The organism is Rhodococcus sp. 05-2254-2 (assembly GCF_002259095.1).
GTDB lineage: Bacteria > Actinomycetota > Actinomycetes > Mycobacteriales > Mycobacteriaceae > Rhodococcoides.
On sequence record NZ_NOZJ01000001.1, the window covers coordinates 633,975 to 649,371 of the forward strand.

The 15,397-nt window shown below is 63.7% G+C and carries 16 protein-coding genes and 1 pseudogene; 8 read left to right on the forward strand and 9 right to left on the reverse strand.

What is annotated here, in order from left to right:
* Positions 1 to 76: 76 nt before the first annotated feature.
* The 4 genes from CH283_RS03185 (at position 77) to CH283_RS03200 (ending at position 3,008) form a co-directional block, all read left to right on the forward strand.
* Positions 77 to 391 (forward strand): CD225/dispanin family protein, encoded by a 315-nt coding sequence (locus CH283_RS03185; RefSeq protein WP_255183061.1) that lies wholly within the window; start codon positions 77 to 79, stop codon positions 389 to 391.
* A 176-nt stretch (positions 392 to 567) separates the two neighbouring features.
* Positions 568 to 1,647, forward strand: coding sequence for a redox-regulated ATPase YchF (gene ychF, locus CH283_RS03190; protein ID WP_032386277.1), 1,080 nt, complete (start codon positions 568 to 570; stop codon positions 1,645 to 1,647).
* Between the two features lie 216 nt (positions 1,648 to 1,863).
* Positions 1,864 to 2,217: a DUF1801 domain-containing protein gene (locus CH283_RS03195; protein WP_068052898.1), complete on the forward strand. Its 354-nt coding sequence runs from the start codon at positions 1,864 to 1,866 to the stop codon at positions 2,215 to 2,217.
* Positions 2,218 to 2,390: 173 nt separating this feature from the next.
* Positions 2,391 to 3,008 (forward strand): class I SAM-dependent methyltransferase, encoded by a 618-nt coding sequence (locus CH283_RS03200; RefSeq protein WP_094641207.1) that lies wholly within the window; start codon positions 2,391 to 2,393, stop codon positions 3,006 to 3,008.
* 24 nt (positions 3,009 to 3,032) lie between these two features.
* On the opposite strand, the gene CH283_RS03205 is transcribed toward CH283_RS03200, so the two are convergent.
* The 4 genes from CH283_RS03205 to CH283_RS03220 form a co-directional block, all read right to left on the reverse strand.
* Positions 3,033 to 4,040 carry a polysaccharide pyruvyl transferase family protein gene (locus CH283_RS03205; RefSeq protein ID WP_094641209.1) on the reverse strand — a complete coding sequence of 336 codons (1,008 nt, stop codon included), beginning with the start codon at positions 4,038 to 4,040 and terminating at the stop codon, positions 3,033 to 3,035.
* Positions 4,037 to 4,939: a glycosyltransferase gene (locus tag CH283_RS03210; RefSeq protein WP_094641211.1), complete on the reverse strand. Its 903-nt coding sequence runs from the start codon at positions 4,937 to 4,939 to the stop codon at positions 4,037 to 4,039. Before CH283_RS03210 ends, CH283_RS03205 begins: the two co-directional genes overlap by 4 nt.
* A gap of 66 nt (positions 4,940 to 5,005) precedes the next feature.
* On the reverse strand, positions 5,006 to 6,178 hold the full coding sequence (locus CH283_RS03215) for a winged helix DNA-binding domain-containing protein (protein ID WP_094641213.1): 1,173 nt from the start codon (positions 6,176 to 6,178) through the stop codon (positions 5,006 to 5,008).
* A 4-nt stretch (positions 6,179 to 6,182) separates the two neighbouring features.
* The gene (locus tag CH283_RS03220) at positions 6,183 to 6,950 is read right to left on the reverse strand and encodes a metallophosphoesterase family protein (RefSeq protein WP_094641532.1); all 768 of its coding nucleotides are present in this window, start codon (positions 6,948 to 6,950) and stop codon (positions 6,183 to 6,185) included.
* Between the two features lie 398 nt (positions 6,951 to 7,348).
* On the opposite strand from CH283_RS03220, the gene CH283_RS03225 reads away from it, so the two are divergent.
* Entirely contained in the window at positions 7,349 to 7,681 is a 333-nt protein-coding gene (locus CH283_RS03225) for a hypothetical protein (protein WP_255183062.1), read from the forward strand.
* 7 nt (positions 7,682 to 7,688) lie between these two features.
* Here the strand turns inward: CH283_RS03225 and CH283_RS03230 are convergent, their stop codons facing one another.
* From CH283_RS03230 to CH283_RS03245, 4 genes and pseudogenes are all read right to left on the reverse strand, one after another.
* Complete coding sequence (locus tag CH283_RS03230; protein WP_094641215.1) at positions 7,689 to 7,898, reverse strand: hypothetical protein; 210 nt, start codon at positions 7,896 to 7,898, stop codon at positions 7,689 to 7,691.
* A gap of 131 nt (positions 7,899 to 8,029) precedes the next feature.
* On the reverse strand, positions 8,030 to 8,497 hold the full coding sequence (locus tag CH283_RS03235; protein ID WP_094641217.1) for a hypothetical protein: 468 nt from the start codon (positions 8,495 to 8,497) through the stop codon (positions 8,030 to 8,032).
* Positions 8,498 to 8,645: 148 nt separating this feature from the next.
* The gene (locus CH283_RS03240) at positions 8,646 to 9,212 is read right to left on the reverse strand and encodes a DUF2716 domain-containing protein (RefSeq protein WP_094641219.1); all 567 of its coding nucleotides are present in this window, start codon (positions 9,210 to 9,212) and stop codon (positions 8,646 to 8,648) included.
* 236 nt (positions 9,213 to 9,448) lie between these two features.
* A pseudogene (locus tag CH283_RS03245) lies at positions 9,449 to 10,822 on the reverse strand (FAD-binding oxidoreductase).
* A 40-nt stretch (positions 10,823 to 10,862) separates the two neighbouring features.
* Between CH283_RS03245 and CH283_RS03250 the strand changes: the two are divergent.
* On the forward strand, positions 10,863 to 11,402 hold the full coding sequence (locus tag CH283_RS03250) for a hypothetical protein (RefSeq protein WP_094641221.1): 540 nt from the start codon (positions 10,863 to 10,865) through the stop codon (positions 11,400 to 11,402).
* Between the two features lie 6 nt (positions 11,403 to 11,408).
* On the opposite strand, the gene CH283_RS03255 is transcribed toward CH283_RS03250, so the two are convergent.
* Positions 11,409 to 12,368, reverse strand: a complete 960-nt coding sequence (locus CH283_RS03255; RefSeq protein ID WP_094641223.1) for an SDR family NAD(P)-dependent oxidoreductase — start codon at positions 12,366 to 12,368, stop codon at positions 11,409 to 11,411.
* A gap of 71 nt (positions 12,369 to 12,439) precedes the next feature.
* Between CH283_RS03255 and CH283_RS03260 the strand changes: the two genes are divergently transcribed.
* Both CH283_RS03260 and CH283_RS03265 read left to right on the forward strand, forming a co-directional pair.
* Positions 12,440 to 14,353: an alpha-amylase family protein gene (locus CH283_RS03260; protein WP_094641225.1), complete on the forward strand. Its 1,914-nt coding sequence runs from the start codon at positions 12,440 to 12,442 to the stop codon at positions 14,351 to 14,353.
* A 74-nt stretch (positions 14,354 to 14,427) separates the two neighbouring features.
* Positions 14,428 to 15,384, forward strand: coding sequence for an alpha/beta hydrolase (locus CH283_RS03265; protein WP_094641227.1), 957 nt, complete (start codon positions 14,428 to 14,430; stop codon positions 15,382 to 15,384).
* Positions 15,385 to 15,397: the final 13 nt, after the last annotated feature.

The following is a 15,397-nucleotide window of genomic DNA, read 5'->3' on the forward strand; positions in this document are numbered from 1 at the left end:
TCGATTCGATGGAACCCGACGCGTCGGTGCGGCGTCCTACTAGCTGTCCGTCATCGAACAATCGGGGGAAATGGTCATGTCGAATCCGTACGAGCAGTCGGAGTTCCAGCAGCCCTATCCGGCAGCGCAGTCCTATGTACAGGCACCGACTCTGCCGTCGTCCAATGCGGGATGGGCCGTCGTCGCCGTCATCTTCTTCTGGCCGCTGGCCATCCCGGCCTTCAATCACGCACTGAAGGTGCATCCGCTGTGGATGATGGGGGACGCTCAGGGCGCGCTCTATTCGTCGAATCGTGCCGGGTTCTTCGGCAAACTGTCGCTGGGGATATTCGTCGTCCTGATGGTCCTGTACTTCGCCTTCATTGCACTGGTCGTCGCGAACTCGTACTAGGTCCCGACACTTGACCTCGACATGACTCAGGTTTTTCGCATCGCGGGCGTGGACACAGAGTCCGATCCCGATCGTGCCGCGCTGACGTGGTTGTGTCGGCTCCCAGGGTGCCCGGCCTCGTCGCTGGCCGGGCACTGTCCGAGCTGGTGGTGTCGTCAAAGTAGACTCCATAGACCGTGAGCCTCACCCTCGGAATCGTCGGACTGCCCAACGTCGGCAAGTCCACCCTCTTCAACGCACTGACCAACAACGATGTGCTGGCCGCGAACTATCCATTCGCCACCATCGAGCCCAACGTCGGTGTGGTCGCGCTGCCGGATCCCCGGCTCGAGAAGCTGGCCGAGGTGTTCGGTTCGGAGAAGCTCGTGCCTGCGCTGGTGTCGTTCGTCGACATCGCCGGCATCGTCAAGGGTGCGTCCGAGGGCGCAGGTCTGGGCAACAAGTTCCTCGCCAACATTCGTGAAGCCGACGCCATCTGCCAGGTCGTTCGTGTCTTCGCCGACGACGACGTGGTGCACGTCGACGGTCGCGTCGACCCGACCGCCGATATCGAGGTCATCGAAACAGAACTGGCGATCGCAGATCTGCAGACCCTGGAGAAGGCCATCCCGCGCCTCGAGAAAGAGGTGCGGATCAAGAAGGATCGCAAGCCTGCACTCGACGCGGCGCTGGCAGCGCAGGCTGTGCTGAACGACGGCAAGACGCTGTTCTCTGCCAAGGCGAAGCTGGACTTCGAGCTGCTCGGTGAATTCCAGCTGCTCACCACCAAGCCGTTCCTCTACGTCTTCAACGCCGACGAGTCGGTGCTCACCGACGACGCGAAGATCGGTGAGCTCGCGCGTCTCGTTGCTCCCGCCGACGCCGTGTTCCTCGATGCCAAGATCGAATCCGAGTTGCTCGAACTCGACAAGGAATCGGCAGCGGAACTGCTCGAATCCGTCGGACAGACCGAGCCCGGTCTCGACGCGTTGGCTCGCGCCGGCTTCCACACCTTGGGCCTGCAGACCTACCTCACCGCAGGCCCGAAAGAGGCTCGCGCGTGGACCATTCATCGTGGTGACACCGCACCTCAGGCAGCGGGCGTCATTCACACCGACTTCGAGCGCGGATTCATCAAGGCCGAAATCGTCTCCTTCGACGACCTCGTCGCCGCGGGTTCCATGGCCTCGGCCAAGGCTGCAGGCAAGGTACGCATCGAGGGCAAGGACTACGTCATGTCCGACGGCGATGTGGTGGAGTTCCGCTTCAACGTCTAGAGCGACGAATCCGCCGAATCGGTGGCGCAGTACGACCGCAGGTCGGATATTCTTACCGCGGTGGTACGCGCCACCGACTGCGCTTCCACGTGGCAACCACGTGAATCATCGAGGAGAGGCCTGACCAGCTCAGGACATGTCCGGATGGGGTGCGGCGCAGAAATGCGCCATCTTCATTCCGCCGATGCCCGACATCGGTTGACGAAAGGACATGACATGTCGTCGAAGGACGAGAAGAACCTGACTCAGGTGATCGAGAAGATCTCGAAGATGGAGGAACCGCGGCGTTCGGTCATGCAGCGTGTGCACGACATCATCGTGTCCGCGGCCCCCACGTTGAAGCCGCGGATCTGGTACGGAATGCCCGCCTACGCGAAGTCGGCGAGCACGCCGGCGCTTGTGACACTGCGCAACGACGATCGATTGAATCTGGCCATCACCGAGAAGGCGGCATTTCACGCTGCCGGTGGTGCGGACGGGCAATTGATGCCGGCGGCGTGGTATTTCGAGACTGTGGACGACGCTACGGCGCAGCGTATCGCCGAGATCGTTCGTTCTGTCGTCGACTGAGCGAGCACGCTCGGTAGACCGAGGGTCCCGGGGGGACAACGAGGCTCACGGGACCCTCGCCGTGACGGAAGATCCAACAGGTCCGTGGTGGCGTGATCTGCGAGTGGGGCGTCGTCGTCTGCGCCGCCCACCGATGCTGACTACGCTCCGAATCAGACGATAGGAGAACGTGAATGGGTCTGCAGGAACTCGAGGCATTGGTGCACCGAACCGCCACTGCTGGGGAACCTTTCGAGCGGGGAGCCGACGAGGCGGAGCAGGCATATTTGTCTTCGCTTGCGGCACGGCCGAGTACGAAGCTGATCTGTGAGGTCGGGTTCAATGCCGGCTTCTCGAGTTGGGCGTTCCTCGACGCATCGACCGACACGACCGTCGTGTCGTTCGACCTGGCCGCCTATGCCTACAGCGACGCCGCGAAAGTCCATATCGACGAACACTTTCCGGGCCGACACACGCTGATTCAGGGTGACTCGCACACCACTATCGCGGCCTATGCGAAGGAACATCCGGACATGCGGTTCGACGTCATCTTCATCGACGGAGACCACTCGGTGGAGGGGGCTCGCACAGACCTCGACGATCTACGTGCGCTCGCTACCGCAGAATCGGTCGTGATCATGGACGACATCACCCCGTGGCTCTGGTTCGGCGAAGGCCCCACTAAGGCGTGGCAGGAAGCGGTCGACGAGGGTCGGATTCTGCACACGCAGTACTTTCGCGACGGTGAACCTGTCGAGGCGGTGGAACCTCCCGCCGCTCGCGCCTGGGCCGAGGGCCGCTACCCCTTCTGAACTTCCGCGCGGTGCAAGCAGCGTTCATCCACGACAGTCGGACACGGCCTGCCGAACCAACTCGGCAGCCTCGTCGGAGTTCGATGCGTAGTGGACATTGTCGAAGCGGTGCAGGTAGGCGTCGTAGATGCTGGAGACCTTCTTGTTCGCGTTGTCCATCGCCACGACACGCTTACCCATCATTGCGGCCAGTACGGCAGCGTGCAGTCGATCGGTGAGGACAACGGGCGCAAGGTTCAGAATGCGTTGCGCCACACGAAGGTTGAGCTTGGCTGTTTGCTCGTACGAGCGTAGGAGAGCGGGGTAGAGCAGCCGATTCGTTCTGGGGAAACGTTGCGCAATCAGAGTCGGCAGCATCACCGCCGTCGAGATCGCCAGATCCGTTCCGCGTAGGCCCCAGTCGTAGTGCACGGACGAGGCGTCGATGTTCACCGCCGCGTGGCCGAGGCTTTCCGAATCGGCGCGCAGGAGTTTCACGACGTCCACAGCAGATCCTTCGGTGCTTCGAGCGATGTCGGCACCGAACGCCATGTCCGGACAGTATTCGACGCGGTTGCTCGGGAAATGGGCGAGCGCCAACTCGTACGAACGCTTTTCACGCAGCATCAGGGTCAGATCCGGGTGCTGTGCGTACAGGGCTGCGGTCCGCGTAAGGGCGTCGGTGTCGGCAAAGTCGATGCTCTGGGGGAGGCAGACGATCTTGTTGCGAGGAAACCGCGCAACGATCGTTTCACGGAATTTTTGGTCGATCGGCCACCGGTCACCGAAATTTCCCCCGCCTTGCAGAAACAGGGTCCCGTCACCGATTCGTTCCTCGAGAAGAGCATGGTTGTGAGTGAACGGATCCGACACGTAGTCGACGTGCACGTTCAACCGCTTCAAATACTCGACCTCGCCGGCGTAGATGAGCGAGTCGCCGGCGTTGTAATGATTCGGAAAATCCAAGTGAGCCACACGATCTCCCGGTGCCGCGTGAGTCCGTAGGACGGCGAGAGTCTCCTCGCGTATCGCGTCGATTGTCTTGCGGGTCATCGGACGCTCGGTCGCTGTCGTCGGCCCAGCGTCGTCACTCGAATCCGCAGTGCGCCGTAGTGAATCCCGATGTAGTGAGCCCACAGACCGACGGGCATCGGTCTCAGTAATTTCGGTAGCCACGGATTACGAACTGTCGCAAGATAAAAGATCGACACTGCATGTACGGGGATCCGGACGAACGACGACGGGTGCGGGCAGCCCGCCGCACGGTGCTTCGTCGACAGTTGGTAGGACGTGTGCCCGTAGGCGCGGCCTTGCACGAACGATCGGCGGACAGTGGTTCTGATGCGGTAAGCGACCAACGCATCGGCGGCATGTCCGAGCGTCAATCCCGCTTGCTGAATCCTCCACGAGTAATCGACGTCCTCGGCACCGCCGATGAGGTCCTCGTCGAAGTCTCCGACCTTCTCGAAAACTTCACGCCACATTGCGAAGTTGCTGCCCGGCGCGTACGGCAGGTAGGCAGTGGAAAACAGAGCACCGGGTGGCGGTACATTTCGCCACTCCGCCACGTCCGCCGAATTGAGGGATTCGATTTCCAGTGCGCCGCCCACGGCGTCGAAGCTGTCGAGCGCACGCACCATCGCAGTCAGCCACGTCGGATGAGCGACGTCGTCATGGTCGACGACGGCCACGATGTCACCGCGTGCGGCTTTCACTCCGACGTTTCTGGCGTACGACACTCCACGCTTGGCGGAGGCGTCGACCCTACGCATCGACAGAGGCAGGGACAGTTCTTCGAGGTGTGCGCGCAGGCCATCGCTCGAGCCGTTGTCGCTGATTATGAGCTCGACATCGCCCGTGTAGTCCTGTGCGGCGATGGCCTCGAGCTGGTCGTCCAGATCGGGCAAACCGTTGTACACGGGGAGGACGATGGAAACCAGACTGATCGGCACGGTCTGACCCTACCGCGAATTCGAGCGCCGATCGGTCGCGTGCACCGCTGACCAGGCGCAGGTCGGCTACTTCTTCCCACGAAGTTTCTTCTCCAGCGGTGTCGGGAAGGAGGGGACCACCGGGGTGCCGTCGAGCAGGGTGGTGAGTCGTTCGGCCTCGGCTGCAACTGCTTTCGATGCCGTCGATCCGACGTCCTTGAGCAATTCGGTGACCACCTCGCCGGAACCGGTCACCGCCCAGCCGCCGACGATGCGGCCCCCGGACCAGATGGTCGGGCCGATGTTGCCGAAGGTGTCGAACAACGGGGCCTTGTGTTCGCCGAGATACCAGGTGCGGTGCTTCCAACCCATCGGCGTCGGATCGAGTGCAGGTAGCAGCATGACACTCGTCTCGGACGGCTTGTCGAAGGTAGTGCTGGACAACATGATTCCGTCGCCCTCGGTCAGTTCGACCGTCTCGGTGTCGAGGCCCGAGACCGCACCGCGAGTCTGCGTCTTGTTCCAGCCCGTCCACCACTGCAGGTCGTCGAGGGTTGCGGGTCCGAATACTTCGAGCCATCGTCGTGCCAGGACCGTCCTCGCCTCGGTCTCGTCGAGTTCGGGAATCCCGTCCGGCCACCAGTGATCGATCGGTGCCCATGCGTGCCGTCGGGAAGTCCACGCGCCCCGCGGTTCGACGCGCACCAATTTTCCCTCGGCAGCCATCATCACCAGCACCTCGGAGGTGACGTACCTCTTGACGTCGTACACCTTGTCGGTGGTCGGTAGCAGCGCGGTCTTGAGCCCGGGCACGGCGGCCGAGAGCTCGGCTCCGGTCGCGGTCCCCATCGATCGCAACGCCGATTCGGTCTCGGCTTCGGTTGCGGCGAGCCATGATTCGACGTCGTCGATCACCGGTTCGGTGGGCAAAGTGGAGACCTGCTTGATCAGCCGCGCTCGCATGGTGCGCGCAACCCCGAGGCTCGCCGCAGCGTGAATCATCGGAACGTCGTCATGAGCGACGACGAACATCGTGCGCCGCATCGCCATCAACCGCACCAGGCTCCGGCGCTCGTACATCGCATCACGAACATCCGAGAGTCCCAGTGTTCGAGCGCGGGCGAGCACCGACAGATACACCGTCGCCGGATCGGTCGCATGCAACGCGAGGAGTGACGACACCACACCTTCGGTGGTCGAGGCACGGGCGAAGTGCTGCGCGACGAGCCGGTGTCGGCGCTGAGCGTCGGTGATCTTCACGCGATCAGTGTGACTGCTCTTGTGGCGCAGGGCCGACGAATCCGGTGAGAAGAGCGTCGGCGATGTCGTTCATCCCGTGTGCGCGGGCGTCGTCTGCCGCACCGACGTGGTCGTATTCGACCAACTCGAACGACACTGTCCAGCTGCCACTGTCGTGGTCGTCGAGCACCGCGTAGCGGGCATGCGGAGACCCGGATTCCATGACGTGAGGGTAGGGGAGATCGTCGTCGTACGCGGGGGTGCCGACGCTTCCGGGATTGACCACGAGTGTGCCGCTGGGGAGAGTCCACTGTCGCTGCAGGTGGGTGTGTCCGCAGGCGATGACAGCTTTGTCGGTGAAACCTGCTGCCCGGTCGAGAATTTCGGCATCGGTTGCCTCGCGAGAGCCGTCGGGGTCGACCGAGTGCAGAAAGTACTGCTGATCATCGGTGGGCGTTCCGTGCACTGCGAGGATTCCGTGATCGAGGTCGAGTGAGAACGGCAGCGAGCCCAGCCACTGTCGATGCTCGTCGTCGAGTCGATCATGGGCGTGCCGATCCCAACTACCCATCGAATCGGGATGCTGTTCGAGCAGATAGCGATCGTGATTGCCCGCGATCGTGGGCATGTCCAAGGCCATAAGGCGATCCGCAGTTCGACGCGGATGCAGGCCACCGGAGAGCAGATCGCCGAGATTGATCACCGAGTCGACGCGATGACGTTCGATGTCTTCGAGGACGGCGTCGAGCGCCGCGATGTTGCCGTGAATATCGGCAATGAGAGCTACTCGCACGACCACAGAATCGCAGCGTGGGCAGTCGACTGCAACACGGCAGCCGTAACGCGATCGAAGCAGGTTGTGGTTCCGCCGGACATACTTGCAGGATGGCAAGTCGTGGGCGGGTCCGGAGCTGGGAGATTCTCGGCATGCAGGGCGTGATCGATTCCGAAGACACCCCGGGAGGAAGTTGGACGCCGTCGGGATCCGTCGCGGTTCGCGGATTTCCTGCTCTGACTCCAGGCGAGGATGTGTAGTTCGAATGGCAGGCCCAGGAGGAACCTCGGTACGGGTACAACTTCTTCACAGTTCGCGCCTGGCCGGTGGACACCGAGCCGGTCGAACAGGCGAGTCGTCCGACGTCCGGTGCTGGGGATATTGCCCCTGACGGCACCATTACCGAAATCACAGACGTGGATTGGGAAGAGCCGGTTCGGGTCGGAACGTGGTCCGTCGGGGTTGTGTCCGTGTGGAACGGCGAAGAAAGTTGGGGCGTCATCGATTCCGAGGACACTCCAGGTGGGTGCTGGGCATTCTTCAGTGCACTCCATCCCGATGAAGTCGTCGACTCTCGATCGGTAGGAGGCTTCAGCATCGGTGGGGGTGTGTCCAACCTCGAGGTAGGCGAGCAGGTCGACTTCGAGTGGGAACCTGCTATCGATCAGGACGGCTATCGATTTCGTGCGATCAAGCTCCGACCGCGTCGCGAGATTCCGCCGTGGCGGATCGAACGGTTCGAGAGCTGACGCGGCTCTACCCGTACGGGCGGGGTGGCAAAGGATTGATGTCGTCGCTGTCCCAGGTGACCTTTCGGTATGCGCTGGTGTCGATCACTTCCAAGTCGGGATGCGAAGACAGTGCCAGGGCGCATGCAGTCGAGGAGCCGACGTAGGTCGACATCAGGTCGATGTCGGAGACTACGAACCACGCCCGGTCTTGGGGCCACCACAGATTCGGCCGCACGCTCCGAACGTGCGAACTGCATCGTGCACCGTCCCGCGCGTCAAGTAATTGCCTCGGCCCGGAATACGAACGAGCGGAACGGAATTGGGTAGTTTCATGCGATGTCCGGAACGGCCTTCCCGCAGGCCGAATCAGCATTCGTCCGGAGTGCTCGTGTGTTGGACGAGGACCTCGGCCAGCGCCGCGAATTGTTGTTCCGGCATGTCGCCTTTATCGGGTTCCTCGTTCCAGACGTCGTCACTCCCGTCACCGGAACCGGCAAGTCTGCCAGCGTGGAGTAACGATTCCCATTCGACGGTCTGATGGATCACGCCGCCTGTATGCGCGGCTACGTCGGCCCAACGCACCGAAATTCGCTCGCCGGTGTCGCGGTCGATACGAGCCGCGGGATGCAATACCCGTGAATACAGGGTGTAGATCGGCGGCACCAGCGATCCGATTGTGTACTCGAAACTGGGCAGCGCCTGGGCGATCCAATCGCCGGGCGATGCATCTGCTTCTACGTCGTCGACCCGCCACACCGACGACTCATGGGTTGGGTCGATGTGGTGGTCGGGGTGCTGAGGACCGCCGGCACCGGAGTTTTCGCGGTCGTTCACAAGCCCGAGCCTGCCACGCCGACTCAACCCGCTGCCCCTACGTCACGTCGGCCCCGTCACGTTGTTATCGTTCATCTCGCAAAACATGCGGACTCTGGTTTCGCATCGTTGACTCGTCGTCAATGAGACAACGGTGGGTCGGGCGCGGTTACATTCGGCGATCCGCGACCAGTTCGCCGTCGACGCGGACCGTGGGGAGCCATGTCGCCAAGGTGCGTCCGAGCGTGGCGACCATTCGCGGTCCGAAGACGCACAAGGTGCGTTCCCACGGGTGGCCGAAGGTGCCTTCGGCGAATCCGTCACGCGCGAAGATGTAGTAGTCGCCGTTCGGGTGGACGGGCACCCGCCATTCGGCGTTCTCGGCAGCGTCGGCATGTGCTTCCGCGTCGAAGCTGTAGCCGGGGTGTTGCCAGTCCAGGGCGACAAAGGTGGGGCTGTCCGCAAACTCGGTGACGAAGCAGCGCAAGGCTTCCGCGTTGACAGCGTCGGCTCGGGCAGACCAGGAGGCCGTGGTGCGGACAGAGTGGGCAGACAGGTCGAATGTCATGGATGGTGCAGGCTCGGCAATGGCCGGCCACGACTCAGGTTTGGTCCCGGGTCGAAAATCGAACCTCCTCTTGAACACCGACCAGTGCTCAGCTTCGACATTGCGGTCGAGTTCGGTCCACCCGATGGGTAACGCAGATCCGAAGTTCCTCGTCAGCTTGGTCGTCATCGGCCTATCGTCCCAGAGGCTGAGAAACCAGGCTGACAGGAACCGATAGGGAAAAGGGTGACTGTCGCATGGTGGCTACGGTGTGTGCCATCACCTTCGCTGTGCTGCTGCACATCGTCGCCGCTCGAATCTCCGCTCGTGAGAACTACCGCCGTAGATTGCCCACTGCGAACGGCTCGTATCCGGTCAGACCTGCACAACGGCAATCTGCGATCACAACCACAGGGCTGAAACCGTTACGGCGCGAACACCTTGCCGGGGTTCAGGATTCCGTGGGGATCGAGCGCCTTTTTCACCGCTCGGTGCATGTCCAACACCACCGGATCGAGTTCTTGCACCAGACCGTCCATCTTGAGCAGTCCGACTCCATGCTCGCCGGTGACGGTGCCACCGAGTTCCAGTGCCGCGTCGATGATTTCGGCAAAGGCGGCCTGAGCGCGTTCCCGGGCCGGAAGGTCGTCGTGTGGCGTGATGAGCAATGGGTGCAGGTTTCCGTCGCCTGCGTGGGCGATGTTGGCGATCGTCGTTTCGTAGCGTAGGCCGATCTGCTCGATGCGCGAGAGCATCTCGGGCACATGCTTCTTCGGCACGCAGACATCCTCGGTCAATACCGGCCCCAGGCGCTCCATCGCCGGATACGCCAACCGTCGGGCACTGAACAGCGCGTCGGCCTCCTCCTGATCCGTCGAGACCGCGGACCACGTGGCCCCGGCCTCCTCGAAGCAGGAGAGCATCTTCTCGGCTTGCTGATCGCCGATCGGTCCGGGATCGTCGATCCGCCCGAGCAGCACCACATTCGCCTCCACCGACAGCCCCATGTTCTTCCAGGCGTCGACGGCGATAAGGCACTGCTTGTCGATCAGCTCCAACGCGGAGGGCGTCAATCCGGCGGCGGCCACCGCGGCGACGGCACGCCCGGCGTCGACGATCGAATCGAAGTAGCCGGCGACGGTCCGCTGCGGATCCTGGAGCGGACGCAGCTTGAGGGTCACCTCGGTGATGATGCCGAGCGTGCCTTCCGATCCGACCATCAGGCCCGTAAGATCTTATCCGGCAACGCCTTTCGCGGTCTTTCGCCCGAGCCTCACCAATTCTCCGGTACCGGTGACCACCTGCATGCCCATGACGTAATCGCGGGTGACGCCGTACTTCACGCAGCACAGTCCGCCGGCGTTGGTGGCGACGTTGCCGCCGATGGTCGACCACGGAGCGCTGGCCGGATCCGGCGGGTACCAGAGACCCTGTTCGGCGACCACTGCCCGCAAGTGGTCGTTGACCACCCCCGGCTCGACGACGGCGTAGCGTTCGAGCGGGTCGATCTCCTTGATCGCGTCCATGCCGTCGAGGGCGAGTACGACACATCCCTCGGTGGCGTTCGCGCCGCCGGACAGCCCGGTGCCCGCCCCGCGAGTGACAATGGGCGCGCCGTGAACGAGGCATGCGCGAACGACGGCCTGCACTTCCTCGGCGGAGCGGGGCCGAACGACCGCGATCGGGACCGAATACGGTGCCCACTCTGCCTCGTCGTGTTGGTACGACGCGATGACGTCGGGATCGACAACGATCCGATCCGTGGGGAGCGAGTTCGACAACCGATCGACGAGCGACATGTCTCGACTGTAGCTATGCGATGTCCGATAGCGTCGGGTCATGGCAGTCGACTTTTCGTGGTCTCAGTTTCTGTGGATTGTCTTCATTTTCGTCGGCGTGCCGTCGACGTTCTGGGCTCTTGCTCTGTGGGCCGTCTTCGCGAAGCGTCGAGAAGGAAGGGGAACCGGTCCGCTCGGCTTGTGGGCCACCGGATCGACTGCTGCCGCATCGGGTTTCGTAGCGTGTGCAGGGTGGCTGAGCTGGTCTGCCGACTACCGAGGCGAAGTGCGTGGCCCGGGTCTCCCGGCCCCGAACGAGTTCCCATCATGGCAAGTCGCAGCGTGCGGTGCGACGGTCGTATTGCTGTGCCTGCTGGCCGCGCATCTGTCACGATGGCCGAAGACCGGCGGACACGTCGCTGCGTTGGGCACGACGGCGGGGTTCTCAACGGCGTTCTGCGTCGAAGCGAGTACCGATGTCACCGGGCAGTCGGGTGTGGGTGTCATTCTGTGCATGCTCGGCTGGGGATTCAGCTTGACCCTGCTGATCCTCATTCGAAACGCGGTCGTTGGGCGGAAACAGCCTGCACGCGAGCCGTGAACGACGTCAGATTTCGATACCCGTTGCCTCGACCACGCTGGCCCACAGGGCATCTCGCACGCGAGGTGAATCACCCCGCCACGACGGGTAGTGCGTCGGACGCGGGGCTCGGTCGTGCCAGAACGTGCCGGTACTGGTCAATGCCTGGTCGGATGCGACGAGCCAGACGATGGTATCGGCCCCGTCGTCGGCACTGCGCAGAATCGGCTTCATCACCGAACCGAACAGTGGCATCGATCCGGTGACGCCGGGTGTCGCCGCCCAGCCGGGATGCATGCTGTGCACCACCGGATCGTCTTCGAGCGAGAACCGCTCGGCCAGTTGCTCGGTCACCACCACCTGCATGCGCTTGGTCCTGGCGTACGCCGTCATACCGGAGTACTTGCCGTTCTCGTACTCGAAATCCGCGGACTGCAGCGGCACCGGATACATGCCGCCGCTGGAGACGAACACGACCCGCGATCCGGCGTCGAACAGTTCGCGCAGTCCCACCGTCAGTGCGACCGGCCCGAGAACGTGGGTGGCGAAAGCAGATTCGTGACCTTGTGCGGACAGCTGCCGCCCGTCCGGCATGACCCCGGCGCAGTGCACGAGCGCGTGCACAGCGGTGAGTTCCGACGCCAATGACGCGATCAACTCGGCAACGGAATCGAGGTTGCTGATATCGCACTCGCGCACCACGAGCGAGGCGTCGGGCACGTCGTCTCGGATGGCGGCGGCCGCGGACTCCAGCCGATCGGCAGACCTACCGACCAGATGTACCCGTGCCCCCAACCTGGCCAGTTCCTTCGCCGTGGCTGCGCCCAAGCCGGACGACGCACCGGTCACCACCATGTCGATGGGGGAGGGGAACGGCGTCGGATCCGCGGCCCAGAATCGGCGACGCACCGTGGCACCGATGCGGGAGTATCCGGGAACGACTGCTCTGTCGAGGATCGTGTCCAGCGTGCGGGTCAGCAATGACATGCCGCTTTGATACCCCGCGGTAACCGGATGTATGCGCGCCCGCACGCTGGGGTCGATGCCAGAATGTGTCCATGGTTCACCCCGCCGTCTCCGACGTCACCCGCGAGATCCTCGCCGAACTTCCCGCCCACCGACGCGAGACGTTCGAGTTGCGTCTCGAGCAGTGGTTTCCCGATCTGCACGACGCGGTGACTGCCGTCTACCCCGATCCCGACGCCGTGGCGGCCACCCTCGTGGAGATCGCTGCGCGCGCCTATGCCGCCCGCCCGGAGGATCTGCACCGGCTCGATCAGCGTCGTTTGCTCGAACCGGACTGGTTTCAGCAGCCGGACATGTTCGGTTACGCCTGTTACGTCGACCGGTACGGCCGAACCCTGCGCGGGGTGGGGGACCGGCTCGACCATCTGACCGATCTGGGTGTCACCTACCTGCACCTGATGCCGCTGCTGCAACCGCGGCCCGGCGACAACGACGGCGGCTACGCGGTGATGGACTACCGAGCGGTGCGCGAGGATCTCGGTACCAACGAGGACTTACGGGCACTCGCGGAGACGTTACGCGGCCGCGGCATCAGTCTCGTGGTCGATCTGGTGCTCAATCACGTTGCTCGCGAACATGAATGGGCCGAGAAGGCGCGCGCAGGCGATCCGAAGTATCGAGACTACTTTCTGATCTATCCCGATCGCACCACCCCGGACTCGTACGAGCGCACTCTCCCCGAGGTGTTTCCGGACTTCGCGCCCGGCAGCTTCACCTTCGACGACACCCTCGGCGAGTGGGTGTGGACGACGTTCAACGAATGGCAGTGGGATCTGAACTGGGCCAATCCCGCTGTGCTGCAGGAGTTCGCGAGTATCGTGCTGCACCTGGCAAACCTCGGGGTGGAAGTGCTGCGCCTCGATGCGATCGCATTCCTGTGGAAGCGGCTGGGAACCAACTGCCAGAACCAGCCCGAGGTGCACGCGGTCACCCAGGCCTTGCGCGCTACTGCTCGACTCGCTGCTCCGGCCACGTTGTTCAAGGCCGAGGCGATCGTCGGACCCCGGGATCTGCTGCCGTACCTGGGTCAGGGGCGGCACACCGGCCGAGTCTCGGACATCGCCTACCACAACTCGCTGATGGTGCAGGTGTGGTCGATGTTGGCAACGGGCAGTACAGCATTGGCGCGACACGCTTTGGCGTCTTTGCCCCCGACGCCGCCGAGTGGCACCTGGGTGACCTACGTTCGCTGCCACGACGACATCGGCTGGGCCATCGACGACGGCGACGCGGCGTCTCTCGGGCTCTCGGGCGCAGGGCATCGCCATTTCCTGGCCGACTGGTACTCCGGGGACTTCGACGGCTCCTGGGCCGAAGGCCTTGTATTCCAGTACAACCCGGACACCGGCGACCGCCGGATCAGTGGAACCGCAGCAGCGCTGACCGGTCTGGGCCCGTCCCGCCTGGATCCCGACGGCGCGTTCGGGCGAATCTTCTTGGCGCACGCCGTCATTGCTGGATGGGGCGGAATTCCGGTTGTGTGGAGCGGCGACGAGCTCGGCTCCCCGGGCGATCCGAACTGGGCCGAGGAGCCAGCTCATGCCGAGGACAACCGGTGGGTGCATCGGCCGCGCGTGACCGACGCCGATCGCGCCGGCCGATTCCAGCAGGGGAGCGACGCGCAACGAGTGTTCGACGGGATCGCGCGGATCGCGAAGGTGCGCGCCGGACTACCGATGTTGCACGCCGAGGCACCGGTGGACGTACAGAGTGAGTCGGACGACGGTCTGCTCGTGGTGCGCAGGCGGCATCCGAGCGGCACCCTCGTCGCCCTCTACAACGTCACCGCCGAACACCGGCAGTTCCCGCACGCGCAGCTGATCGAACTCGGAATTCCGGCCCCGGTCGAGGTCCTCTCGCAGCACGATCTGCAGGTCGACGACGCCGGCTGGGTGTGGTTGCCGCCGTACGCGGCGTGGTGGATCGTCGACAGCCCGCTGCGTTAGGAGAGGCGGAGCCGTGACCGGGCTGTTACCCTCCCCGAGACGGTCGGCTGGATACGAACAAGGGGACAATCTTCATGCTGCATGGTCGGATACGAAGTCTGGTGCTCGCTGTAGTGGCGGTGTTGGTCGCCACGATGGCAACGGTGCTGATGGGGACCGGTGTGGCGAAGGCCGACTCCGAGCTCGTCTACGTCTACTCGCCGTCGATGGACAAGAACATTCCGGTCAAGGTGCTCAAAGCTGCAGGCGGCGGCCCCGCACCCACCCTGTATCTGCTCGACGGCCTGCGTGCGCCCGAGAACGACAACGGCTGGCTCATCGAGACCGACGTCGAGAGCTTCTTCGCCGACAAGCACGTCAACGTGGCCATCCCGTTCGGCGGCGGCGGCACCTTCTACTCCGACTGGCAGCGTGACGACCCCAAGCTCGGGCGTGTGAAGTGGGAAACCTTCCTCACCCAGGAGCTGCCTCCGTTCATGGCGGATCGCTTCGGCAGCGACAACGTCAACAACGCGGTGGCCGGACTGTCGATGAGCGGAACCTCGGCGCTCAACCTGGCCGCCCACCACCCCGACTTCTACAAGGCCGTCGCATCGTTCAGCGGCTACCCGACCGCCAGCAGCCCCGGGTTCGCTCAAGGTATCGCCGTCGCCGTCGGCGAGATGGGCGGCAACGCTCGCAACATGTGGGGTACCTGGCCGTCCGCGGACTGGATCCGCAACGACCCGTCCCTCAACGTCGGTGCGCTGCGCAACACGGCAGTCTTCGTCTCCTCGGGAAGTGGCTCACCGGCCACGGACCCTGTGTTCAACCCGGCCAGCAGCAGCTTCGACCCGGTCAGGTTCGCGCAGATGGTGCCGCTCGAAACAGCCGCAGGCATGAGCAGCCGGGCATTCGTTCCGCTGCTGCAGGCTGTCGGTGGTCGACCCAACGTCAAGATCACCGGTACCGGCGTGCACTGGTGGAACCACTGGGAGCAGCACCTGCACGACGCATGGTTCGAGACAATCGCCCCTGCCGTCGGCGGCTGACAGCTACTCTTTC

Bases quoted from the DNA above. Each gene is read 5' to 3' on its own strand.
- CH283_RS03185 (WP_255183061.1), top strand. From the start codon at position 77: ATGTCGAATCCGTACGAGCAGTCGGAGTTCCAGCAGCCCTATCCGGCA.
- CH283_RS03195 (WP_068052898.1), top strand. From the start codon at position 1,864: ATGTCGTCGAAGGACGAGAAGAACCTGACTCAGGTGATCGAGAAGATC.
- CH283_RS03200 (WP_094641207.1), top strand. From the start codon at position 2,391: ATGGGTCTGCAGGAACTCGAGGCATTGGTGCACCGAACCGCCACTGCT.
- CH283_RS03205 (WP_094641209.1), bottom strand. From the start codon at position 4,040: ATGACCCGCAAGACAATCGACGCGATACGCGAGGAGACTCTCGCCGTC.
- CH283_RS03240 (WP_094641219.1), bottom strand. From the start codon at position 9,212: ATGACGACCAAGCTGACGAGGAACTTCGGATCTGCGTTACCCATCGGG.
- CH283_RS03250 (WP_094641221.1), top strand. From the start codon at position 10,863: ATGGCAGTCGACTTTTCGTGGTCTCAGTTTCTGTGGATTGTCTTCATT.
- CH283_RS03255 (WP_094641223.1), bottom strand. From the start codon at position 12,368: ATGTCATTGCTGACCCGCACGCTGGACACGATCCTCGACAGAGCAGTC.
- CH283_RS03260 (WP_094641225.1), top strand. From the start codon at position 12,440: ATGGTTCACCCCGCCGTCTCCGACGTCACCCGCGAGATCCTCGCCGAA.
- CH283_RS03265 (WP_094641227.1), top strand. From the start codon at position 14,428: ATGCTGCATGGTCGGATACGAAGTCTGGTGCTCGCTGTAGTGGCGGTG.